This is a genomic window from Candidatus Epulonipiscium sp., assembly GCA_012519205.1.
Taxonomy (GTDB): domain Bacteria; phylum Bacillota; class Clostridia; order Lachnospirales; family Defluviitaleaceae; genus JAAYQR01.
On record JAAYQR010000010.1, the window covers coordinates 106478 to 123670 of the forward strand.

Below are 17193 nucleotides of genomic sequence, written 5' to 3' on the forward strand. Positions count from 1 at the left end.
TGAGGGCTCAATTAAGGAGAGAGAGAATGCTTATTTTATTTTTTTTAATTGTATCTGCATTGGTTATAATTGATCAGGTAACAAAATATGCGGCTTTAAATCATTTAAAGAGCATAAATACATTTCCTATTTTTGAAAATATATTTCATTTAACCTTTGTTGAAAATAAGGGGGCAGCTTTTGGAATCTTACAGAATAAACGATGGTTTTTTGTAGTGATTACCCTTATTATATTACTGGGCATCATTTATTATTATATACATCTTCCTAAGGAAAAATCCTTTAAGGTGATTAGGTTTTGTCTTATGTTAATCAGTGGAGGGGCCATAGGAAACTTAATAGATAGACTTCGGCTAGGATTTGTAATTGACTTTTTTGATTTTCGTTTGATTAATTTTCCGGTATTTAATATTGCGGATATCTGTGTAGTAATAGGAACTCTTTTATTAAGTCTAATGATGTTTTTTACCTCTAATGAAGATTTTACAAAAAAGGAAATAGAATAATGGGTGAATCTACATATATTGCAAAGACCAAAGATAAGGGAAAGCGGATTGATGTATTTCTATCAGAAGAACTTAAGGAATGCTCAAGATCCTTTGCCCAAAAACTTATTACAGATAAAAATGTAAAAATAAATCAAGGGTCTGTAAAGTCCAATTATAAAATCAACCCTGGGGATGTAATCGATGTTAATATACCTCCCCTAGAACCCCTAGTGATATTACCTGAGCCTATTTCTCTAGATATTTTGTATGAAGATGAGGATGTACTTATAATAAACAAACCTCAAGGCATGGTCGTTCATCCAGCCCCGGGGCATTATAGCGGAACTTTGGTAAATGGTTTATTGTATCACTGTCCCAAGGAGCTATCAAGGATTAATGGGGATTTTAGACCTGGGATTGTCCATAGGATTGATAAGGATACCTCTGGAATTCTTATGGTGGCAAAAAATGATTTCACCCATGAAAATCTCACAGTTCAATTAAAAGAGCATTCCATTACCCGGAAGTATAGTGCCGTGGTTTATCATAATATTAAAGAAGAATCAGGAACGGTGGATGCTCCCCTTGGTCGCCATCCCATAGAACGGAAGAAAATGGCCATAACCCATAAAAACTCTAGACATGCCATAACTCATTATACGGTTTTGGAGAGGTTTGGACAATTTACCTATATTGAGGCAAGACTTGAAACTGGACGAACCCATCAAATACGAGTTCATATGAAACATATTGGACATCCCTTATTGGGGGATAGGATTTATGGCCCTAAATCTCAGCCTTTTAATTTAGAAGGGCAAATGCTTCATGCTAGGGTTTTAGGCTTTGTCCATCCAAGCTCTAAGACATATATGGAGTTTGAGGCACCCATTCCAAAGTATTTTATGGGCATTGTCGAAAAGCTTAGAAAAAAGTTTTAATACCAATAGACAAGCAGTTTAAAATATGCTAAAGTAAAAACAGTTTCATTCCTTTAAATTAGTACGAGAGACTAGTAAGGATGTCGGGGTATAGTACTTCTATACTGTTTTTTTGATTATGACTTCTTACTTGGGTAAGGAGTTTTTTTATGCAAAACTTTATAATAAAGGAAGTGTTAAATGAAGGTGTCAAAAGAATTAATGGACAAAAAAGCAGTTGAAAGGGCATTGACTAGAATATCCCATGAGATTATTGAGAAAAATAAAGGCGTTGATGATGTTCTATTAATCGGTATCAAAACCAGGGGGATTCCCTTGGCAGAAAAATTATCAAATAAAATCTATGAGGTCGAAAACGTAAAGGTCCCCGTAGGAATATTGGATATTACTTTTTATAGGGATGATTTAAAACATTTATCCGTTCAGCCCATTGTGCATAATCCCAATCTTAAATGGGATGTGGATGATAAGATCGTTATTTTGGTAGATGATGTGGTTTATACCGGGCGCACTGCAAGAGCGGCTATCGATGCTATTATTGATGCTGGAAGACCAAAACTTATACAGCTGGCAGCCCTAATTGATAGGGGACATAGGGAACTTCCTATCCGTCCTGATTTTATAGGGAAAAACATCCCTACTTCGAAGGAAGAAATAGTAAAGGTAATGATTGAAGAAATCGATGGAAAGACTAGAGTTTTATTAGGAAGAAAATAAAATATATTATTAAGGGGAGAATATTTATGGAGATGACATCTAAAGGTAAAGTAATTTTAGCGCTTCAACATGTATTGGCAATGTTCGGGGCCACAGTATTGGTTCCAATACTTACAGGCTTAGATCCTTCCATAGCCATATTGTGCGCTGGGATAGGAACATTAATCTTTCATTTGTGTACCAAGGGCATAGTTCCTGTATTTCTCGGCTCTAGTTTTGCATTCATTGGTGCCATTGGCCTTGTTTTTGCCAATGAAGGAATAGCTGCTGTAAAGGGTGGAGTGATTATTGCCGGCTTAGTCTATGTTGTGATGGCAGGAGCTATAAAGCTCTTTGGGGTAGAAAAAATTCGTTCGTTTTTCCCCCCAATAGTTACAGGACCTATTATTATGGTTATAGGACTTCGATTAAGCCCTGTAGCTATCAGCAGCAGTATGTATGACAACGGTGAATTTAGCCCTGTTTTCTTATTGGTGTCTGCTATAGTGGTAATTACGATGATTGTAATATCGGTATTTGCAAAGGGCTTTTTTAAACTGGTTCCTATTTTAGTAGCGGTTATTATAGGGTACCTTGTTTCTTTGCCCTTAGGATTGGTAAGTATAGAGGAAATTTCAAAGGCACCACTGCTTGGTTTTGAAGTTAAGGCCTTAGAACAAATTATTACACTTCCCCGTTTTACTTTAAGCGGAGTCTTAGCTATTGCCCCCATTGCTTTAGTAGTTTTTATTGAACATATAGGGGATATCACAACCAATGGGGCAGTTGTGGGAAAAGACTTCTTTAAGGAACCAGGGGTTCATAGAACAATGTTAGGAGACGGTTTAGCTACCATAGTAGCTGGATTAATAGGGGGACCTGCCAACACCACCTATAGTGAAAATACAGGGGTATTGGCTGTGACTAAGATGTATGACCCTTCCGTAATAAGATTGGCTGCAGTATTTGCCATTATCATCAGCTTTATTGGAAAGATAGGTGCAATCATAAGATATATTCCTGAACCTGTTATGGGTGGAGTAAGTATTATACTATTTGGAATGATTGCCAGCATAGGGGTTAGAATTCTTATTGAAGCGCAACTGGATTTTGCTTACAGCCGAAACCTTATGATTTCTTCCCTTATACTGGTATGTGGAATAGCTATAGAAGAATTGCCGATTTACGGCACCATTACTATTTCCGGCCTAGCAATTGCTGCCTTGATTGGAGTTATTTTAAATAAAATTCTCCCCACGGATATATAAAAATAAATTTAAATCTTGTTTTCATATTGTGTTAATATGATATAATAAATAGAGGTGCGTTTATACCTCTATTTTTTATGATAGGATTAAATTTATTAGACATTGATGAAAAATTGCAGGTTCTATTCATTAGGAAGTGTTTAAACCTGAAAATTTAAAATACCACAAAGGTTGTTAAAAGTATAGCAGACTTTTACTACTCACCAACGTATTATAGTAATGAAGTAACTTTGAGAGGAGAATTATTATGGAGGGTAATTTAAATTTAAATGCAATGGAAACCGAGGAAAAACCCCTAGGATTTTTCCAAAAACTAATAGGGATATTTGTAAATCCTAAGGAAGTTATTGAGGATATTTTAAGCTATCCTAAAATGCTTTTGCCCCTGATTTATACATCTATTCTTATAATTGCTGTATATTACATACGGCTACCTTTAGTCCCTATCACCAATCAAAAGATGGCAGATATCTATTTGCAATACGGGATGGATCTATCCCAACAGTTAGAGCAAAATAATACATTATATTATATTAGTGGCTTATTTGGGCCCCTTTCCTTACTAATGATTTGGGGTATTGGTGGGATATTTCTATGGCTTATTGCAAAGATATTCGGCGATAAATCTAGTATTAAGCAGATTTATTCCCTTTATGCCCATGCATTTATGATTATTGAAACAGGGGCACTTATTGCAGCACCCTTAGGGCTCTTACTAAAAACAGATATCGTTATCTTTTCCCCGGCAGCTTTTATGCCCAATGGCAATGCCGCGAGTTTCTTGTATAACTTTTTAAGTATGTTTGAGTTCTTCACCATCTGGGGGATGTTGTTTGCAGGTTTAGGGATTTCTTTATTTAATCAGTTCAGTAAACTAAAAGGAATGATTATCGCCTTCCTACACCTTCTATTAGGTAATGCATTTATTGCATTTACTGCTACTTTGCAGTTTCTTATGTTGAATTTAGTAAACAAAAATATCTAGGGAGAATGCTCATGAATACTAAAATTAAATCGATAAATAATAAAAAACTAATAATGGGTATAGGTATAGTATCCATATTAACTATATTTGTTGTTGTAGCTGCTATCAATCAAAAAAATCCCTCTGATTCCAAGGGGATGCCCAAATCTGGTATCCCAGTAAATATTGAAGAAGCTAGAATAGATACTCTTATTTCAAAGGTAAGTGCTACAGGAATAGTAGAGGCAAAAGAGTCAGAAACTGTATACGTTAGCAATACCCTAAAAATCGAAGATATCCTTGTGGAAACAGGGGATACAGTAAAGAAGGATGAGGCTCTAGTAAATTATGATCCTTCTTTTAAAAAAGAGTTAGAACAACAATTAAAAGAAGCAGAAATAGCTTTGCAAAATGCAGATTTAAGGTTGCAGTCTATGACAACTGCAGACCAAATAGAAATCCTTAATGCGGAATCCTCCCTTTCACAGGCTCAAAAAATGTTCAGGGATACGCAAACCTTCTTAAACCAAATTGAACTTTCAGTAGAACAGTTAAAACTTAAAGTAAAAGATGCCGAGAAAAACTTAGAAAATAACAAAATACTCTTTAATGAAGGGGCCATAGCTAAAAGGGATCTAGATGAGTCTAATAGACAGCTTACGGAACTTAAAAATCAATTATCAACAGAAGAAATGAAAATCCAATCTGCTAAACTAGACATAGAAAATGCAGAAAAGCAGAAATCCATAGCACAACATAATTTGTCAACCACATATAATAAATTTTCAGATCCAAAACAGGAGGCAGAGATAAAAATCCAAAAAAATCAGGTGGAATCCCAAAAGATGAGAGTGGACACTCTAAAAGAAAAGCTAGAAGAGCAGCTTCTATCTTCAAAAGCTTCGATGAATGGAACAGTGGTAGAAATTTTTGCTGAAAAAGGTGCCTGGATTAATCAAAACTCCCCCTTACTAAAGATATCGAATTTGGATAATTTGATTATTAAAGTAAATATGTCCGAGTATGATGCCCCTTCTATAGAAAAAGGTCAAAGGGTTACCTTTAAGGGGGATGCCATAAAAAATGCCTTAGTAGAAGGCAGAGTAAGTCATGTTGCTCCGACAGCAACAATTCAAAACATGGGAAATAGCCAAGAAGCAATGGTAGAGGTAACAATAGAAGTATTAAATAAAGATTCTACACTTAAACCTGGATATACCGTAGATGTGGAGATTATCACTGCAGAGCATGAAGACACTGTTGTGATACCATTGCTTGGGGTTGTAGATGAAAAGGATGGTACAAAAATAGCATATATTATGAAAGACGATTACACTGTAGAAAGAAGAGTTGTTAAGACAGGGATTTATTCTGATTTATACGTAGAGGTAACTGGGGTTAATGAAGGAGAAAAAATAATCACAAATTATAACCCTAATATCAAAGAAGGTGCTAAGGTAAAACCCTTAGAAACAAAAACTCAATTAGGTGATGGCCATGATAAAAATTGAAGCCCTTCATAAGACTTATAAAAACGGAAAAATAGAGGTAGCCGCCCTAAAAAATATATCCCTAAAGGTCATTCCTAAAGAATTTGTAGCCATTATGGGGGCTTCAGGCTCCGGAAAATCTACCCTCATGAATATATTAGGGTGTCTAGATCGCTCCACAAGCGGGAAATACTATCTAGATAAGGTAGATATATCCTCCCTAGAAGACAATGATTTGGCTGCTATCCGAAATATTAAAATCGGCTTTGTGTTTCAGGCATTTAACCTTCTTCCCAAACTAACTGCACTAGAAAATGTCGAGCTGCCTATGATTTATGCCGGGGCAAAGCATAAGGAAAGAAAAGAAAAAGCCATGTTAGCCTTAGAAAGAGTGGGGCTAGCTGATAGAATAGATCATCGTCCTAACGAACTATCAGGGGGGCAAAAACAAAGGGTGGCTATTGCTAGAGCCTTGGTTAATTCTCCATCCATTTTGTTAGCAGATGAGCCTACAGGGAACTTAGACAGTAAATCCAGCAAGGAAATAATGGGTATTTTTCAAAAGTTAAATGAAGAAGGGGTAACCATAGTCATGGTTACCCATGAGATGGATGTAGCTGAGCATACAAAAAGAATAGTTACATCTAAAGATGGGGAAATTATATCGGATAAGGCCGTATTAACCACCATCAAAGCAGGGGGGAATGAATTATGAATTTAACAGAAAGTATAAAGTCTGCCTTTAGAAATCTCCTTGCAAATAAAATGCGTTCCTTCCTCACTATGCTGGGAATTATAATTGGAATTGGCTCAGTGATTATGATTACTTCCGTAGGTGCAGGAAGCCAATCTGCCATTACGGCAGATTTTGATAAACTAGGAGTAGGGATGCTTACCATACAAATGAAAAATCCTAACAAAGCAAAGACTAGGGATTTTCTTACTTTAGATGATACAGAATTGATTCGAAAGCATCCTGAGGTAGAAAATGTATGTCCTTATTTTCAGGGGTGGGGTGCATCTGTTAAGTTAAAAAACCCTAAGGAAGAAAAAGAAAGCCTAATCAATGGAATCAATGAGGATTTTAGATTTCTTTCTTCACAGGAACTTCTATATGGCCGCCATATTATAGAGTCAGATGGTAAGACAAAAAGCAAGGTAGTAATCATTGATGAAGTACTTGCCCAAAAGGTATTTGCAAGAAAAGATGTTGTCGGTGAGACCATAGCAGTCACTCTGTGGAGGGGAACCTATGATTTTACTATCATTGGAGTATCAAAAAACGCAAATGCTGCGTTAGAATCCATGATGGGAGATCAAATGCCCTCTATGCTATACGCACCTATTGAAACAGTTAATGATATGTATAGATATGATTATGTGGATTATTTTTATGTTACAACTAAGGATGCCAGCAGTGCTGATCAAACTGCTTTAGAACTAACTAAAATGTTAGAAACAAAACATAGAAATGAAGATGCATATTTTGTAAAAAATGCGGCCCAGGATTTAGAAATGGTAAACAATATACTAGGCATCATCACTGGTTTTATAAGTTTTGTTGCCGGCATTTCCTTACTGGTAGGAGGCGTCGGGGTAATGAACATTATGCTAGTCACCGTTACGGAAAGAACCAGGGAAATTGGCATAAGAAAATCTCTGGGAGCTAAAAACAAAGATATCAGGCAGCAGTTTTTAATAGAGGCGGTTATTCTAACCATAATCGGTGGGGTCATCGGGATTACCCTTGGGTTTTTAGGGGGCATTGGAATAGGCTCTGCTATGAAAATCACGCCAAAGATATCCTCCCTATCCATAATCGTTACTGTTGGAGTATCTACAATTATTGGTATCATAGCTGGGGTTTATCCGGCAAATAAGGCTGCCAAACTAGACCCAATCGAGGCTCTTCGATATGAATGAAGAAAATGGTGCTTTTTTAATCAAAATAAGCACCATTTTTTTACTTGCACTATTATGGAAGTTTTATTAAAATAGGTATAAATAATATAATGGGGGTTTAAAAATGACAACAAGAAAACTAACAATCACGGCTTTGACGGTTGCCCTAGTTACAGTGGTGACTATGGCTATCTCAATACCTATTAGTGGGACACAGGGTTATCTTAACTTCGGTGATATTATGATTTTTGCTTCTGCCTTTTTGTTTGGTCCTCAGGTAGGCATTATAGCAGGGGGCATAGGCTCCGCCTTAGCTGATTTACTTGGGGGATTCCCGGCATGGATTCCCATAACCCTCGTAGCTAAGGGCTTAGAAGGCTATATTGCCGGTAAAGTATGTTATAATGCAAAAAGTAAGACACAGAAGTTAGTAGGTATTGTAGCTGCTGGATTTTCCATGGTGTTTGTTTATTATATGGGACTGGTAATAACATTATCTTTTTCTAATAAGGAATTTGTGAATGCCCTTTTAGGTGGATTTGCTGAGGTTCCCTTTAATATTCTTCAAGTGGTTGTTGGGGCAGTGGGGGGCAGTATTCTATCGGTATTTCTGAAAGATAAGATAAAGCTATAACACATCTACATTAAAATAATATAAGGAGGAGTTGAATGCCTGTTTTATTGATAACTGGTTTGATTTTACTCGTATGCGCAGTCTCTAGCAAAGTTTTATATAAATATGGCATACCCATATTAGCAATGTTCCTTGCCATGGGTATGTTAATGGGCTCCGATGGTATAGGGGGCATATATTTTGATAATTCACAGGTGGCAAAATTCATATGTGATATAGGGCTTTTATTTATTATGTTTTCAGGAGGTTTTGGAACCAACTGGAAGACAGCCAAACCAATTGCCTTTGCCTCAGGAATTTTGGCTACAATTGGGGTTTTTCTAACGGCTTTATTAATTGGTCTTTTTGCTTATTTTGCTCTAGGTTTTTCATTTCTCGAAGGAATGCTTTTAGGCTCGATAATTTCTTCTACGGATGCTGCTTCGGTATTTTCTATTCTCCGTTCAAAAAGGCTCAATTTAAAAAATAACCTTGCCCCTATGCTTGAAATGGAAAGTGGTTCTAATGACCCTATGGCATATATGTTGACGACGATTTTTATCGGCATCATAAAAGGAGAAGGTCAAAATATAGTGTTCCTTTTATCTTCACAAATCATAATCGGGGTTTTAATTGGACTCATCGTAGGTAAAGTGGCAGTATGGCTTATTAATCATGTTAAGTTAGATATTGACGGTCTTTATTCGATATTAGTTATAAGTGCTGCATTATTGTCTTTTTCTCTAGCAGATATATCTTATGGAAACGGCTTTTTATCAGTTTATATTACCGGGTTGATTATGGGGAATAGCCGCCTTATTCATAAAATAAGTTTGGTGCGTTATTTTGACGGATTGTCTTGGTTAATGCAAATTTTACTATTCTTTACCCTTGGACTTTTAGTATTTCCTTCCCAATTCCCTGAAATCGCTTTAAAGGGAATAGCTATTGCTATGTTTATTATCTTTATTGCGCGACCTATAGCTATATTTTGTATTTTAACTTTCTTTAAGAGACCCCTTAAAGAACAGCTTTTGGTTTCATGGGTTGGATTCCGTGGGGCTGCCTCCATTGTTTTTTCCATTTATCCTTTAACAGCAGGGCTGCCAATTGCAAATGAAATATTTAATATTGTATTTTTCGTGGCATTATTATCTGTTTTGATACAGGGTACGTTATTTATCCCTATTGCTAAAAAGTTAGATTTAGTAGGGACAGAGGAGACTGTGCTTAAAACCTTTACAGATTATTCCGGAGAATTGCATGCTGAATTACTAGAAATCAAAATACCCCAAAATAGCATTATGGCAGGAAAAGCCATAATGGATTTGGATATACCTATGGATATACTAATAGTAATGATAAAACGAAAAGATAAACTAATAACTCCCCGAGGAACCACGGTTATAAAACCAGCGGACACCTTAATGCTTGCAGGAGATTATGAATTATTATTAGAAATAAATAAAGAAATAGAAAAATTAACATCTTAAGTATCTTGGAGGATTTATCATAAGTTAATATAGCATATATAAAAGTAATACAATATCTTTTAAAACCATGAAAGGGGAATATATATGACGGCATTTTTGTTTTTGGCAGACGGCTTTGAGGAAATAGAGGCCTTAGGCACAGTGGATATCTTGCGTAGGGCAGAGATTAATATATCTACAGTTTCTGTTACTAAAAATATAAAGGTTAAGGGAAGAAGTAAAATAGAAGTCATGGCAGATGCTTTATTTGAAGATATAGATATGGATGGTGCTGATATACTTATACTTCCAGGAGGGGCAGGGGTAAGTATACTTGATATTCATGAAGACTTAAAGAATATGATTAAAAAACATAATGATAAAAACAAATGGATTGCAGCTATTTGTGCAGCTCCTACAATCCTTGGAGGGATGGGGCTTCTAGAAGCTAAAGGGGCAGTTTGCTACCCGGGCTGTGAGGGGGATTTAAAAGGGGCAGTCCTTAAGGAAGAGGAAGTTATAGTAGATGGTCATATTATTACCTCTAAGGGTCCAGGAACTACATTCCTATTTGCCCTTAAAATTATAGAGATGCTAAAAGGAATTAAGAAGGCTAAGGAAGTAGCAAAAGATATGTGCTATAGCCTATAAATTATTAAGGTGTCTGCTAAATACTTCGTATTAAGCAGACACCTTAAGGATTAAGCTTCTATCTTAGCATTCCTAGAGCCAAACAATATTGATTTTGGTATAACCTTTATAATAATAGCAGAAATAAATCCATCGGCAAAGTGATGAAGTATACTACCAACTCCAGTGATGATAAGCAAGTTATATACATCAAAACTTACAAAAGGCATAATAACTAACATTTCTAATAAACCATGAAGGGGTCCAGTAATAGCTACCACTTTTCCAAAGGACATTCCCTTTTTAATAAGTACAGAACCCAAGAGTCCCACAAATACATGCATAAATGCCCTAGCCCCTACTAAGGGACCAAGATTTAGAGTGAATCCTAAGGCGGAACCAATCCCCACCATAATGGCAGCTTCTGGTCCAAGCAGCATGGAAATAAACATAGGCACATGGGAACCTAAAGTAGCACTAAAAGGTGGAACTATTACCTTGAAAAATACAGCAAAGGGTATGACGATGGCTAAGGCTGTAAGTAAAGCAGTTATTGTTAATTTTTTTACATTCATAAACAAATCCTCCTAAATTATTTTTAAATCATCATACCATGTGTATATACACCTGTCAATACAAATGTAATAATAAAAACCATTATTATATCTCTTCTTTACAATGCAGCCCTTTAAACTCAGAGGGGGTGCATTTTTTTATGGATTTAAATACTCTATTAAAGGTAGATATACTAGAAAATCCTGACTGCATAGCTACGTCAGTGATAGAAAGATTGGGGTTAAGCAGTTGGGATTCGGCTACCCTTACTCGGGTTTGGTTTAGATATTCGTTGAAGGTTTTGTTGGTAAATTGTTTAAACAATCTAGAAAAATGAAACTTGCTAAAGCCTGCTATATCGGCTATTTTTTCTAGGGAGATGTCTTCCGCATAATTTTTATCAATATAATCAAATACCTGATTAAATTTTTCGATATAGTTCTTTTGTAAAGTACCAGTATACTGGGTACCATTACCCATATGCTTTCTACCCAAGATAATAAACATCTGTATAACCTTGGTATATATGGAGGCCTCACTTAAGGCATTGTCACTTAAATATTCATCTATGATATCCAGGAGGAGGTTTTTAAATTTCATGTGTATATCTAAAGAATGAGAAGGTGTTAATAAATGAGGCTGCATTAATATTGGGAAAATACCATTAAAGCCGGTTAATTGACTTATAATCGAAAAATCAAATTGAAATATTATCCTTACTCCTTTAGGAGGAGCAACCAATTCATGGAGTTCCCCTGGTGGTATAATTAGTATATCCCCTTCATTTAAAGCATAGCTAACCTTATTGATAATCACTGTGTAATCATTTTCCAAGGGCATAATGATTTCTGTAGCCGTATGCCAATGTATCGGATAATCCTCAAACTCCTTATTAATGTATAAAAGAAATACGGATGACTTCCTCCCATAAGCAACCGTTTCAAAAATCCCATCTAAATATTTAATCATTATGCTCACCTCTTAAAATAATTCATAAATAATGTTACTGATATAATTTTAAAATATACAAAAATAACAATTGTCAAATCTTGCTATGAAAACCGCAAAGTATTGTAAGGATTTAATAATAAATCTTTTTAATATTATAATACATTTCTTAAAGCCTGTAAAGAAGGGGCTATGAAGTGGGGAAAACACGGTGAATTTATTTTATTAAAAAATAAATATGAAAACTATTTTCAAAATCTAATATTTGCAAACAACAATATCTGATAGAAATAAAGCAATATATGATAAGTATATATTCTAAAAAGATTATAAAATTATAATAAACCCTAATAAATTTCGAGAAAACATTATAAATATGTGCAATTCAAACAAAAAGGAGAGAAGCAACATGCCGGCAAAAAGAAAGAAGCATATAGGACTAAGTATATCTATAACAGGTGCCATACTATTTATTGCCCTGTATTTCATTTACCAGAATATTGGAAGTGGAATGAAAGAGGATAATCTAAAAAATACTTATACTTTAGCAGCAGAGGCAAAAGAAGATATAGGAAGAAACAATACCTATGGTGTTTATCTTAAAAAATTTGATACGGCAAAATCTCCCAAGGATGAAATAGAAATAAACCTCTTTGAGTATACGGATTCTAAAGAGGTAGAAATAAAGGAAAATTTCTCTGGGGAGGAGAAGGTGCTCCTGTCAAAGGAAGAAGGCTTTGTAGAATGGAATGTGGAGGTAAAGGAAGCCGGCCTATACAGCATTTATATCGAATATTTCCCCGTAAAATCTAAGGGAATAGATATAGAAAGGATTGTATACATCAATGGAGAAGTTCCTTTCCTTGGGGCCGATACCATAACCCTTAGCCGAGTTTGGACAGATAAAGGAGAAGCAAAGGTAGACAATAGAGGTAATGAAATAAAACCCAGTCAAATTGAAGCCCCCAGATGGGAAGCAGATTATTTCAAAGATTACATGGGGTATTATGTAGAACCTTATCAATTTTATTTTAATAAAGGTATGAACTCCATTAAATTAGAAGTTGCCAGTGAACCCATGGCCATAAGAAAAATAGTATTAAAAAATACTGGTGAATTAAAATCTTATAAGGATTACATTGCCTCTTTTAACGTAGATAGCTATAAAAACTCAGACAAAGACTATATGTATAAGGTGCAAGGGGAGGATGCTACATTCCGTTCAGCCCCCACCTTATATGCGATTTACGATAGGTCCTCATCTAATACGGAGCCCTATAGTGCAGCCAAAATAAAGCTTAATATGGCTGGTGGGGAGCAATGGAAGGTGCCTGGTCAGTGGATGGAATGGGAAATTGAAGTTCCTGAAGATGGGATGTATGCTCTATCCATTAAGGGAAGGCAGAATTATAATAGAGGATTTGTATCCAATAGAAAAGTTTTAATAGATGGAAAAGTGCCCTTTAAAGAAATATCTACAGTTCCTTTTAAGTACAGCAATGAATGGAACTTAGTTACCTTAGGAGAAGAAGAACCTTATTCCTTCCCCTTAACTAAGGGAAAACATATTGTGCGGATGGAAATCACCTTAGGAGAACTGGGGGAATATCTCAATACACTGGAAGAGAGTGTCTTTAGACTTAATGAAATGTATCGAAAAATATTAATATTAACAGGAACCCAGCCCGACAGATACAGGGATTATCAAATCGAAAAAGTATATCCAGAAATTATAAGTGCCATGGAAAGGGAAAGTGAGATTTTACTTGATCTGGTCGAGCAATTGGTATCCTATTCGGGACAAAAAGGTTCCCAAGTGGCAGCTGCCCAAACCGTTGCAAATCAACTAATTAAATTTGCAGATAAACCGGAAAAAATACCTCCTGCAATGGAAAATTTCAAAACCAATATAGGTTCCCTAGGAACATCTATATTAACCATGACAGAGTCACCCCTTGATATCGACTACCTAATCGTTAGTGCCATAGATGCAGAGATACCTGTGGTAAAGGAAAACTTTATAGATAAGGTGGTACACGAAACCCGTTCGTTTTTTGCTTCTTTCTTTGAAGATTATGATTCTATAGGTAATGTTTATGAAGATGAAGAAAACACCGTGGAGGTGTGGGTATTATCCGGTCGTGATCAATCCCAAATCATTAAAAATATGATAGACGATACATTTACTCCTGAAACTGGTATTGGAGTAAATGTGAAACTAATCAGCCAAGAGGTATTATTGCCTTCAGTTGTTGCCGGAACAGGACCGGACGTTGCCATAAATGTCCCACAGACAGAACCTGTAAATTTTGCATTAAGAAATGCAGCAGAAGATTTGTCAAAATATGAAGGATTTGATGAAATATCCAAAAACTTTTACGATAGTGCCCTTCTACCATATCGCTACAACGGTGGTATTTACGCCATACCAGAAACTCAAAACTATCAGGTTATGTTTTATCGTAAGGATATCATGGAAGAACTAGGACTTGAAATACCCCAGACTTGGGAAGAAGTTATTAAAATTCTTCCTACAATACAAAAAAATAATATGAATTTTGGTATTCCTACTACGGAAAAAAGGGTAGGTAATGCCAATACAGTGGATATATCAGCATTTTTAGTTCAATTGTATCAAAGAAGGGGAACTCTCTATTCTGAGGATGCTTCCAAATCGATAATAGATGCAGAAGTTGGAGTTGAAGCATTTGAATTTTGGACGAAACTATTTACCCATTATAAGCTTCCACTTACTTATGACTTTGTAAACCGTTTTAGAACCGGGGAAATGCCCCTTGGAATTGCAGATTACAATACATTCAACACCCTTTCGGTATTTGCCCCTGAAATCAGAGGATTATGGAGTTTTAGTCCTTTACCAGGAGTTACAGATGAAAATGGAAGGATTAATCGGGCTTCATCCAGCTGGGGAGTGAATGCATTGATGTTATCCGATACTAAGAACAAAGATGCTTCTTGGGAATTTTTAAAATGGTGGGCTGATACCGATACACAGGTAAGATTTGGTAGAGAAATGGAAAGTATAATGGGAGCATCTGCTAGATATGCTACGGCAAATACCAAAGCCTTTGAACAATTGGCTTGGAGCAATGCCAATAATAAAACCTTAAAAGAGCAGTGGGAATGGGTTGAATGTGCCCCTGAAGTGCCGGGGGGTTACTATACATCAAGACATATCGTAAACGCATATAGAAAAGTTGTTTACAATAACGAAGATCCAAGAGAAACCCTATTAGACTACACAAGAACGATTAATGATGAGCTGGAAAAAAAGAGAAAAGAATTCGGTCTTACAACAGGGGATTAAGAATAACAGCCTTATGGTATATGCCTGATGGGGAAAGGAAGATTGGATGAATACAGAATTTGAAAGGAATAAAAGTTTTGTGGGTCTAAAAATAGAAGAGTGGAAACAAAAAAAGAAAAAAGATTTGGGTATCATTTGGAAAAAGATGAAGCTGTCAAAAACATACTATTTATTTTTGGCCCCCTATGCCATATTGTTTAGCATATTCTACATTTTACCAGTTATCGTATCCATATTTTTTAGCTTCACCTATTACAACGTACTAGAGCCCCCTAGATTTATCGGCTTACAAAATTATATTAATCTTATTTTGGCAGATGATGTGTTCCTAATAGCAGTCAAAAACACATTTTTGCTGGCCGCTATTACGGGGCCTATCGGATACCTGGCTTCATTTATATTTGCATGGTTTATCAATGAACTGCCAAGATACATTCGATCCTTTGCAGTACTAATATTCTATGCCCCAACCATTTCCGGGCAGGTATATCTTATCTGGGCAATCATGTTCAGTGGAGATGCCTATGGATATGTCAATGCATTCTTAATGAGGCTAGGAATTGTCCATGAGCCCATACTTTGGCTTACCGACCCTAAGTATATGATGCCTGTTATCATATTGGTCGTTCTATGGATGAGTTTGGGAACAGGGTTTTTATCCTTTGTCGCAGGACTCCAGGGGGTCGATAATGCCCTTTTTGAAGCCGGCTATGTGGATGGCATTCGAAATAGATGGCAGGAACTTTGGTACATTACATTGCCAAGTATGAGACCTCAGCTTTTATTCGGAGCAGTTATGGCAATTACCCAATCCTTTGGGGTAGCAGATGTAACCATGGCCCTAGCTGGATTTCCCAGTACGGATTATGCCGCTAGAACAGTGGTAACCCACCTAATAGATTATGGTTCTATTAGATTTGAGATGGGATATGCATCAGCAATAGCAACGGTATTGTTCTTATCAATGATATTCACAAATAAAGTGGTTCACTCACTTATTAAAAAAGTCGGAACCTGATGTAAGGGAGATAGGATTCATTATGAAGATATTTAAAAAAAGAAAACCAAATAGATCCCGAGGTGGAGACTTTAGCATATACACCATGCTAATACTCTTTGGTATATTTATGGCTCTCCCCTTGGTTTACGCTATCAATAATGCATTTAAACCTTTAGATGAAATCTTTCTTTTCCCCCCTAGGTTTTTTGTTAAAAATCCTTCCCTAGATAATTTTCAAGATTTATTTGTAATCATGGGTAAATCATGGGTTCCTTTTTCAAGATACATTTTCAACACCATGTTTATTACGGCAGTGGGTACTGCAGGTCATTTGATTTTTGCTTCGATGGGAGCATATGTACTAGCCAAATATGAATTTCCAGGAAGTAAAGTGTTTTTTAATATTGTCGTTACAGCCCTTATGTTTTCAGGGTATGTTACATCCATACCCAATTATCTTATTATGACAAAATTGGGATGGGTAGATACTTATCTTTCCGTAATTATTCCTGCATTTGCTTCACCTATGGGATTATTTTTAATGAAGCAATTTATGGAAGGGATACCGGATTCCCTTATAGAGGCTGCTAAAATTGATGGGGCAAAAGAAGGAAGAATATTTTTTAATATTGTTATGCCTATGGTAAAACCTGCATGGTTGACTTTGATTATTTTTTCAATCCAGAACTTATGGAACAATAAAGCATCAAATTTTATCTATTCAGAAGAACTTAAAACATTGCCCTATGCCTTACAACAGATTATCAACGGTGGGGTAGCAAGGGCTGGAGTAGGGGCTGCAGTATCTTTATTTATGATGATTGTGCCCATTGCAGTGTTTATCCTAACACAAAGTAATATCATAGAAACCATGGCTACTTCTGGGATAAAGGATTGAGGT

Annotated in this window: 16 protein-coding genes; 14 read left to right on the forward strand and 2 right to left on the reverse strand. The window is 36.0% G+C overall.

Features of this window, described 5'->3' with window-relative positions:
* The first annotated feature begins 26 nt into the window (after positions 1–26).
* From lspA to GX308_02780, 11 genes are all read left to right on the forward strand, one after another.
* Positions 27–506 (forward strand): signal peptidase II, encoded by a 480-nt coding sequence (lspA, locus tag GX308_02730; GenBank protein NLK21011.1) that lies wholly within the window; start codon positions 27–29, stop codon positions 504–506.
* The gene (locus GX308_02735; GenBank protein ID NLK21012.1) at positions 506–1426 is read left to right on the forward strand and encodes an RluA family pseudouridine synthase; all 921 of its coding nucleotides are present in this window, start codon (positions 506–508) and stop codon (positions 1424–1426) included. The genes lspA and GX308_02735 overlap by 1 nt, the downstream gene beginning before the upstream one ends.
* A 180-nt stretch (positions 1427–1606) precedes the next feature.
* The gene (gene pyrR, locus GX308_02740) at positions 1607–2143 is read left to right on the forward strand and encodes a bifunctional pyr operon transcriptional regulator/uracil phosphoribosyltransferase PyrR (protein NLK21013.1); all 537 of its coding nucleotides are present in this window, start codon (positions 1607–1609) and stop codon (positions 2141–2143) included.
* A gap of 26 nt (positions 2144–2169) precedes the next feature.
* Positions 2170–3390 (forward strand): uracil-xanthine permease, encoded by a 1221-nt coding sequence (locus GX308_02745; GenBank protein ID NLK21014.1) that lies wholly within the window; start codon positions 2170–2172, stop codon positions 3388–3390.
* A 247-nt stretch (positions 3391–3637) separates the two neighbouring features.
* The gene (locus GX308_02750) at positions 3638–4375 is read left to right on the forward strand and encodes a hypothetical protein (protein ID NLK21015.1); all 738 of its coding nucleotides are present in this window, start codon (positions 3638–3640) and stop codon (positions 4373–4375) included.
* A gap of 11 nt (positions 4376–4386) precedes the next feature.
* Entirely contained in the window at positions 4387–5865 is a 1479-nt protein-coding gene (locus GX308_02755; GenBank protein NLK21016.1) for an efflux RND transporter periplasmic adaptor subunit, read from the forward strand.
* The gene (locus GX308_02760; protein NLK21017.1) at positions 5852–6559 is read left to right on the forward strand and encodes an ABC transporter ATP-binding protein; all 708 of its coding nucleotides are present in this window, start codon (positions 5852–5854) and stop codon (positions 6557–6559) included. The genes GX308_02755 and GX308_02760 overlap by 14 nt, the downstream gene beginning before the upstream one ends.
* Entirely contained in the window at positions 6556–7767 is a 1212-nt protein-coding gene (locus GX308_02765) for an FtsX-like permease family protein (protein NLK21018.1), read from the forward strand. Before GX308_02760 ends, GX308_02765 begins: the two co-directional genes overlap by 4 nt.
* A gap of 103 nt (positions 7768–7870) precedes the next feature.
* On the forward strand, positions 7871–8380 hold the full coding sequence (locus GX308_02770) for an ECF transporter S component (GenBank protein NLK21019.1): 510 nt from the start codon (positions 7871–7873) through the stop codon (positions 8378–8380).
* A gap of 35 nt (positions 8381–8415) precedes the next feature.
* On the forward strand, positions 8416–9852 hold the full coding sequence (locus tag GX308_02775) for a potassium/proton antiporter (protein NLK21020.1): 1437 nt from the start codon (positions 8416–8418) through the stop codon (positions 9850–9852).
* An 84-nt stretch (positions 9853–9936) separates the two neighbouring features.
* On the forward strand, positions 9937–10482 hold the full coding sequence (locus GX308_02780) for a DJ-1/PfpI family protein (protein NLK21021.1): 546 nt from the start codon (positions 9937–9939) through the stop codon (positions 10480–10482).
* Between the two features lie 50 nt (positions 10483–10532).
* Here the strand turns inward: GX308_02780 and GX308_02785 are convergent, their stop codons facing one another.
* Complete coding sequence (locus tag GX308_02785; GenBank protein ID NLK21022.1) at positions 10533–11036, reverse strand: ECF transporter S component; 504 nt, start codon at positions 11034–11036, stop codon at positions 10533–10535.
* Between the two features lie 85 nt (positions 11037–11121).
* Positions 11122–11985 carry a helix-turn-helix transcriptional regulator gene (locus GX308_02790; GenBank protein NLK21023.1) on the reverse strand — a complete coding sequence of 288 codons (864 nt, stop codon included), beginning with the start codon at positions 11983–11985 and terminating at the stop codon, positions 11122–11124.
* A 388-nt stretch (positions 11986–12373) separates the two neighbouring features.
* On the opposite strand from GX308_02790, the gene GX308_02795 reads away from it, so the two are divergent.
* Genes GX308_02795 through GX308_02805 form a run of 3 tightly spaced genes read left to right on the forward strand, consistent with a single transcriptional unit; the run spans position 12374 to position 17190 of the window.
* Positions 12374–15292, forward strand: a complete 2919-nt coding sequence (locus GX308_02795) for an extracellular solute-binding protein (GenBank protein ID NLK21024.1) — start codon at positions 12374–12376, stop codon at positions 15290–15292.
* 46 nt (positions 15293–15338) lie between these two features.
* Positions 15339–16310 carry a sugar ABC transporter permease gene (locus tag GX308_02800; protein NLK21025.1) on the forward strand — a complete coding sequence of 324 codons (972 nt, stop codon included), beginning with the start codon at positions 15339–15341 and terminating at the stop codon, positions 16308–16310.
* A gap of 22 nt (positions 16311–16332) precedes the next feature.
* Entirely contained in the window at positions 16333–17190 is an 858-nt protein-coding gene (locus GX308_02805; GenBank protein NLK21026.1) for a carbohydrate ABC transporter permease, read from the forward strand.
* Positions 17191–17193: the final 3 nt, after the last annotated feature.

Coding starts and splice junctions, on each gene's coding strand:
- lspA (NLK21011.1), top strand. CDS start 27: ATGCTTATTTTATTTTTTTTAATTGTATCTGCATTGGTTATAATTGAT.
- GX308_02735 (NLK21012.1), top strand. CDS start 506: ATGGGTGAATCTACATATATTGCAAAGACCAAAGATAAGGGAAAGCGG.
- pyrR (NLK21013.1), top strand. CDS start 1,607: ATGAAGGTGTCAAAAGAATTAATGGACAAAAAAGCAGTTGAAAGGGCA.
- GX308_02745 (NLK21014.1), top strand. CDS start 2,170: ATGGAGATGACATCTAAAGGTAAAGTAATTTTAGCGCTTCAACATGTA.
- GX308_02750 (NLK21015.1), top strand. CDS start 3,638: ATGGAGGGTAATTTAAATTTAAATGCAATGGAAACCGAGGAAAAACCC.
- GX308_02755 (NLK21016.1), top strand. CDS start 4,387: ATGAATACTAAAATTAAATCGATAAATAATAAAAAACTAATAATGGGT.
- GX308_02760 (NLK21017.1), top strand. CDS start 5,852: ATGATAAAAATTGAAGCCCTTCATAAGACTTATAAAAACGGAAAAATA.
- GX308_02765 (NLK21018.1), top strand. CDS start 6,556: ATGAATTTAACAGAAAGTATAAAGTCTGCCTTTAGAAATCTCCTTGCA.
- GX308_02770 (NLK21019.1), top strand. CDS start 7,871: ATGACAACAAGAAAACTAACAATCACGGCTTTGACGGTTGCCCTAGTT.
- GX308_02775 (NLK21020.1), top strand. CDS start 8,416: ATGCCTGTTTTATTGATAACTGGTTTGATTTTACTCGTATGCGCAGTC.
- GX308_02780 (NLK21021.1), top strand. CDS start 9,937: ATGACGGCATTTTTGTTTTTGGCAGACGGCTTTGAGGAAATAGAGGCC.
- GX308_02785 (NLK21022.1), bottom strand. CDS start 11,036: ATGAATGTAAAAAAATTAACAATAACTGCTTTACTTACAGCCTTAGCC.
- GX308_02790 (NLK21023.1), bottom strand. CDS start 11,985: ATGATTAAATATTTAGATGGGATTTTTGAAACGGTTGCTTATGGGAGG.
- GX308_02795 (NLK21024.1), top strand. CDS start 12,374: ATGCCGGCAAAAAGAAAGAAGCATATAGGACTAAGTATATCTATAACA.
- GX308_02800 (NLK21025.1), top strand. CDS start 15,339: ATGAATACAGAATTTGAAAGGAATAAAAGTTTTGTGGGTCTAAAAATA.
- GX308_02805 (NLK21026.1), top strand. CDS start 16,333: ATGAAGATATTTAAAAAAAGAAAACCAAATAGATCCCGAGGTGGAGAC.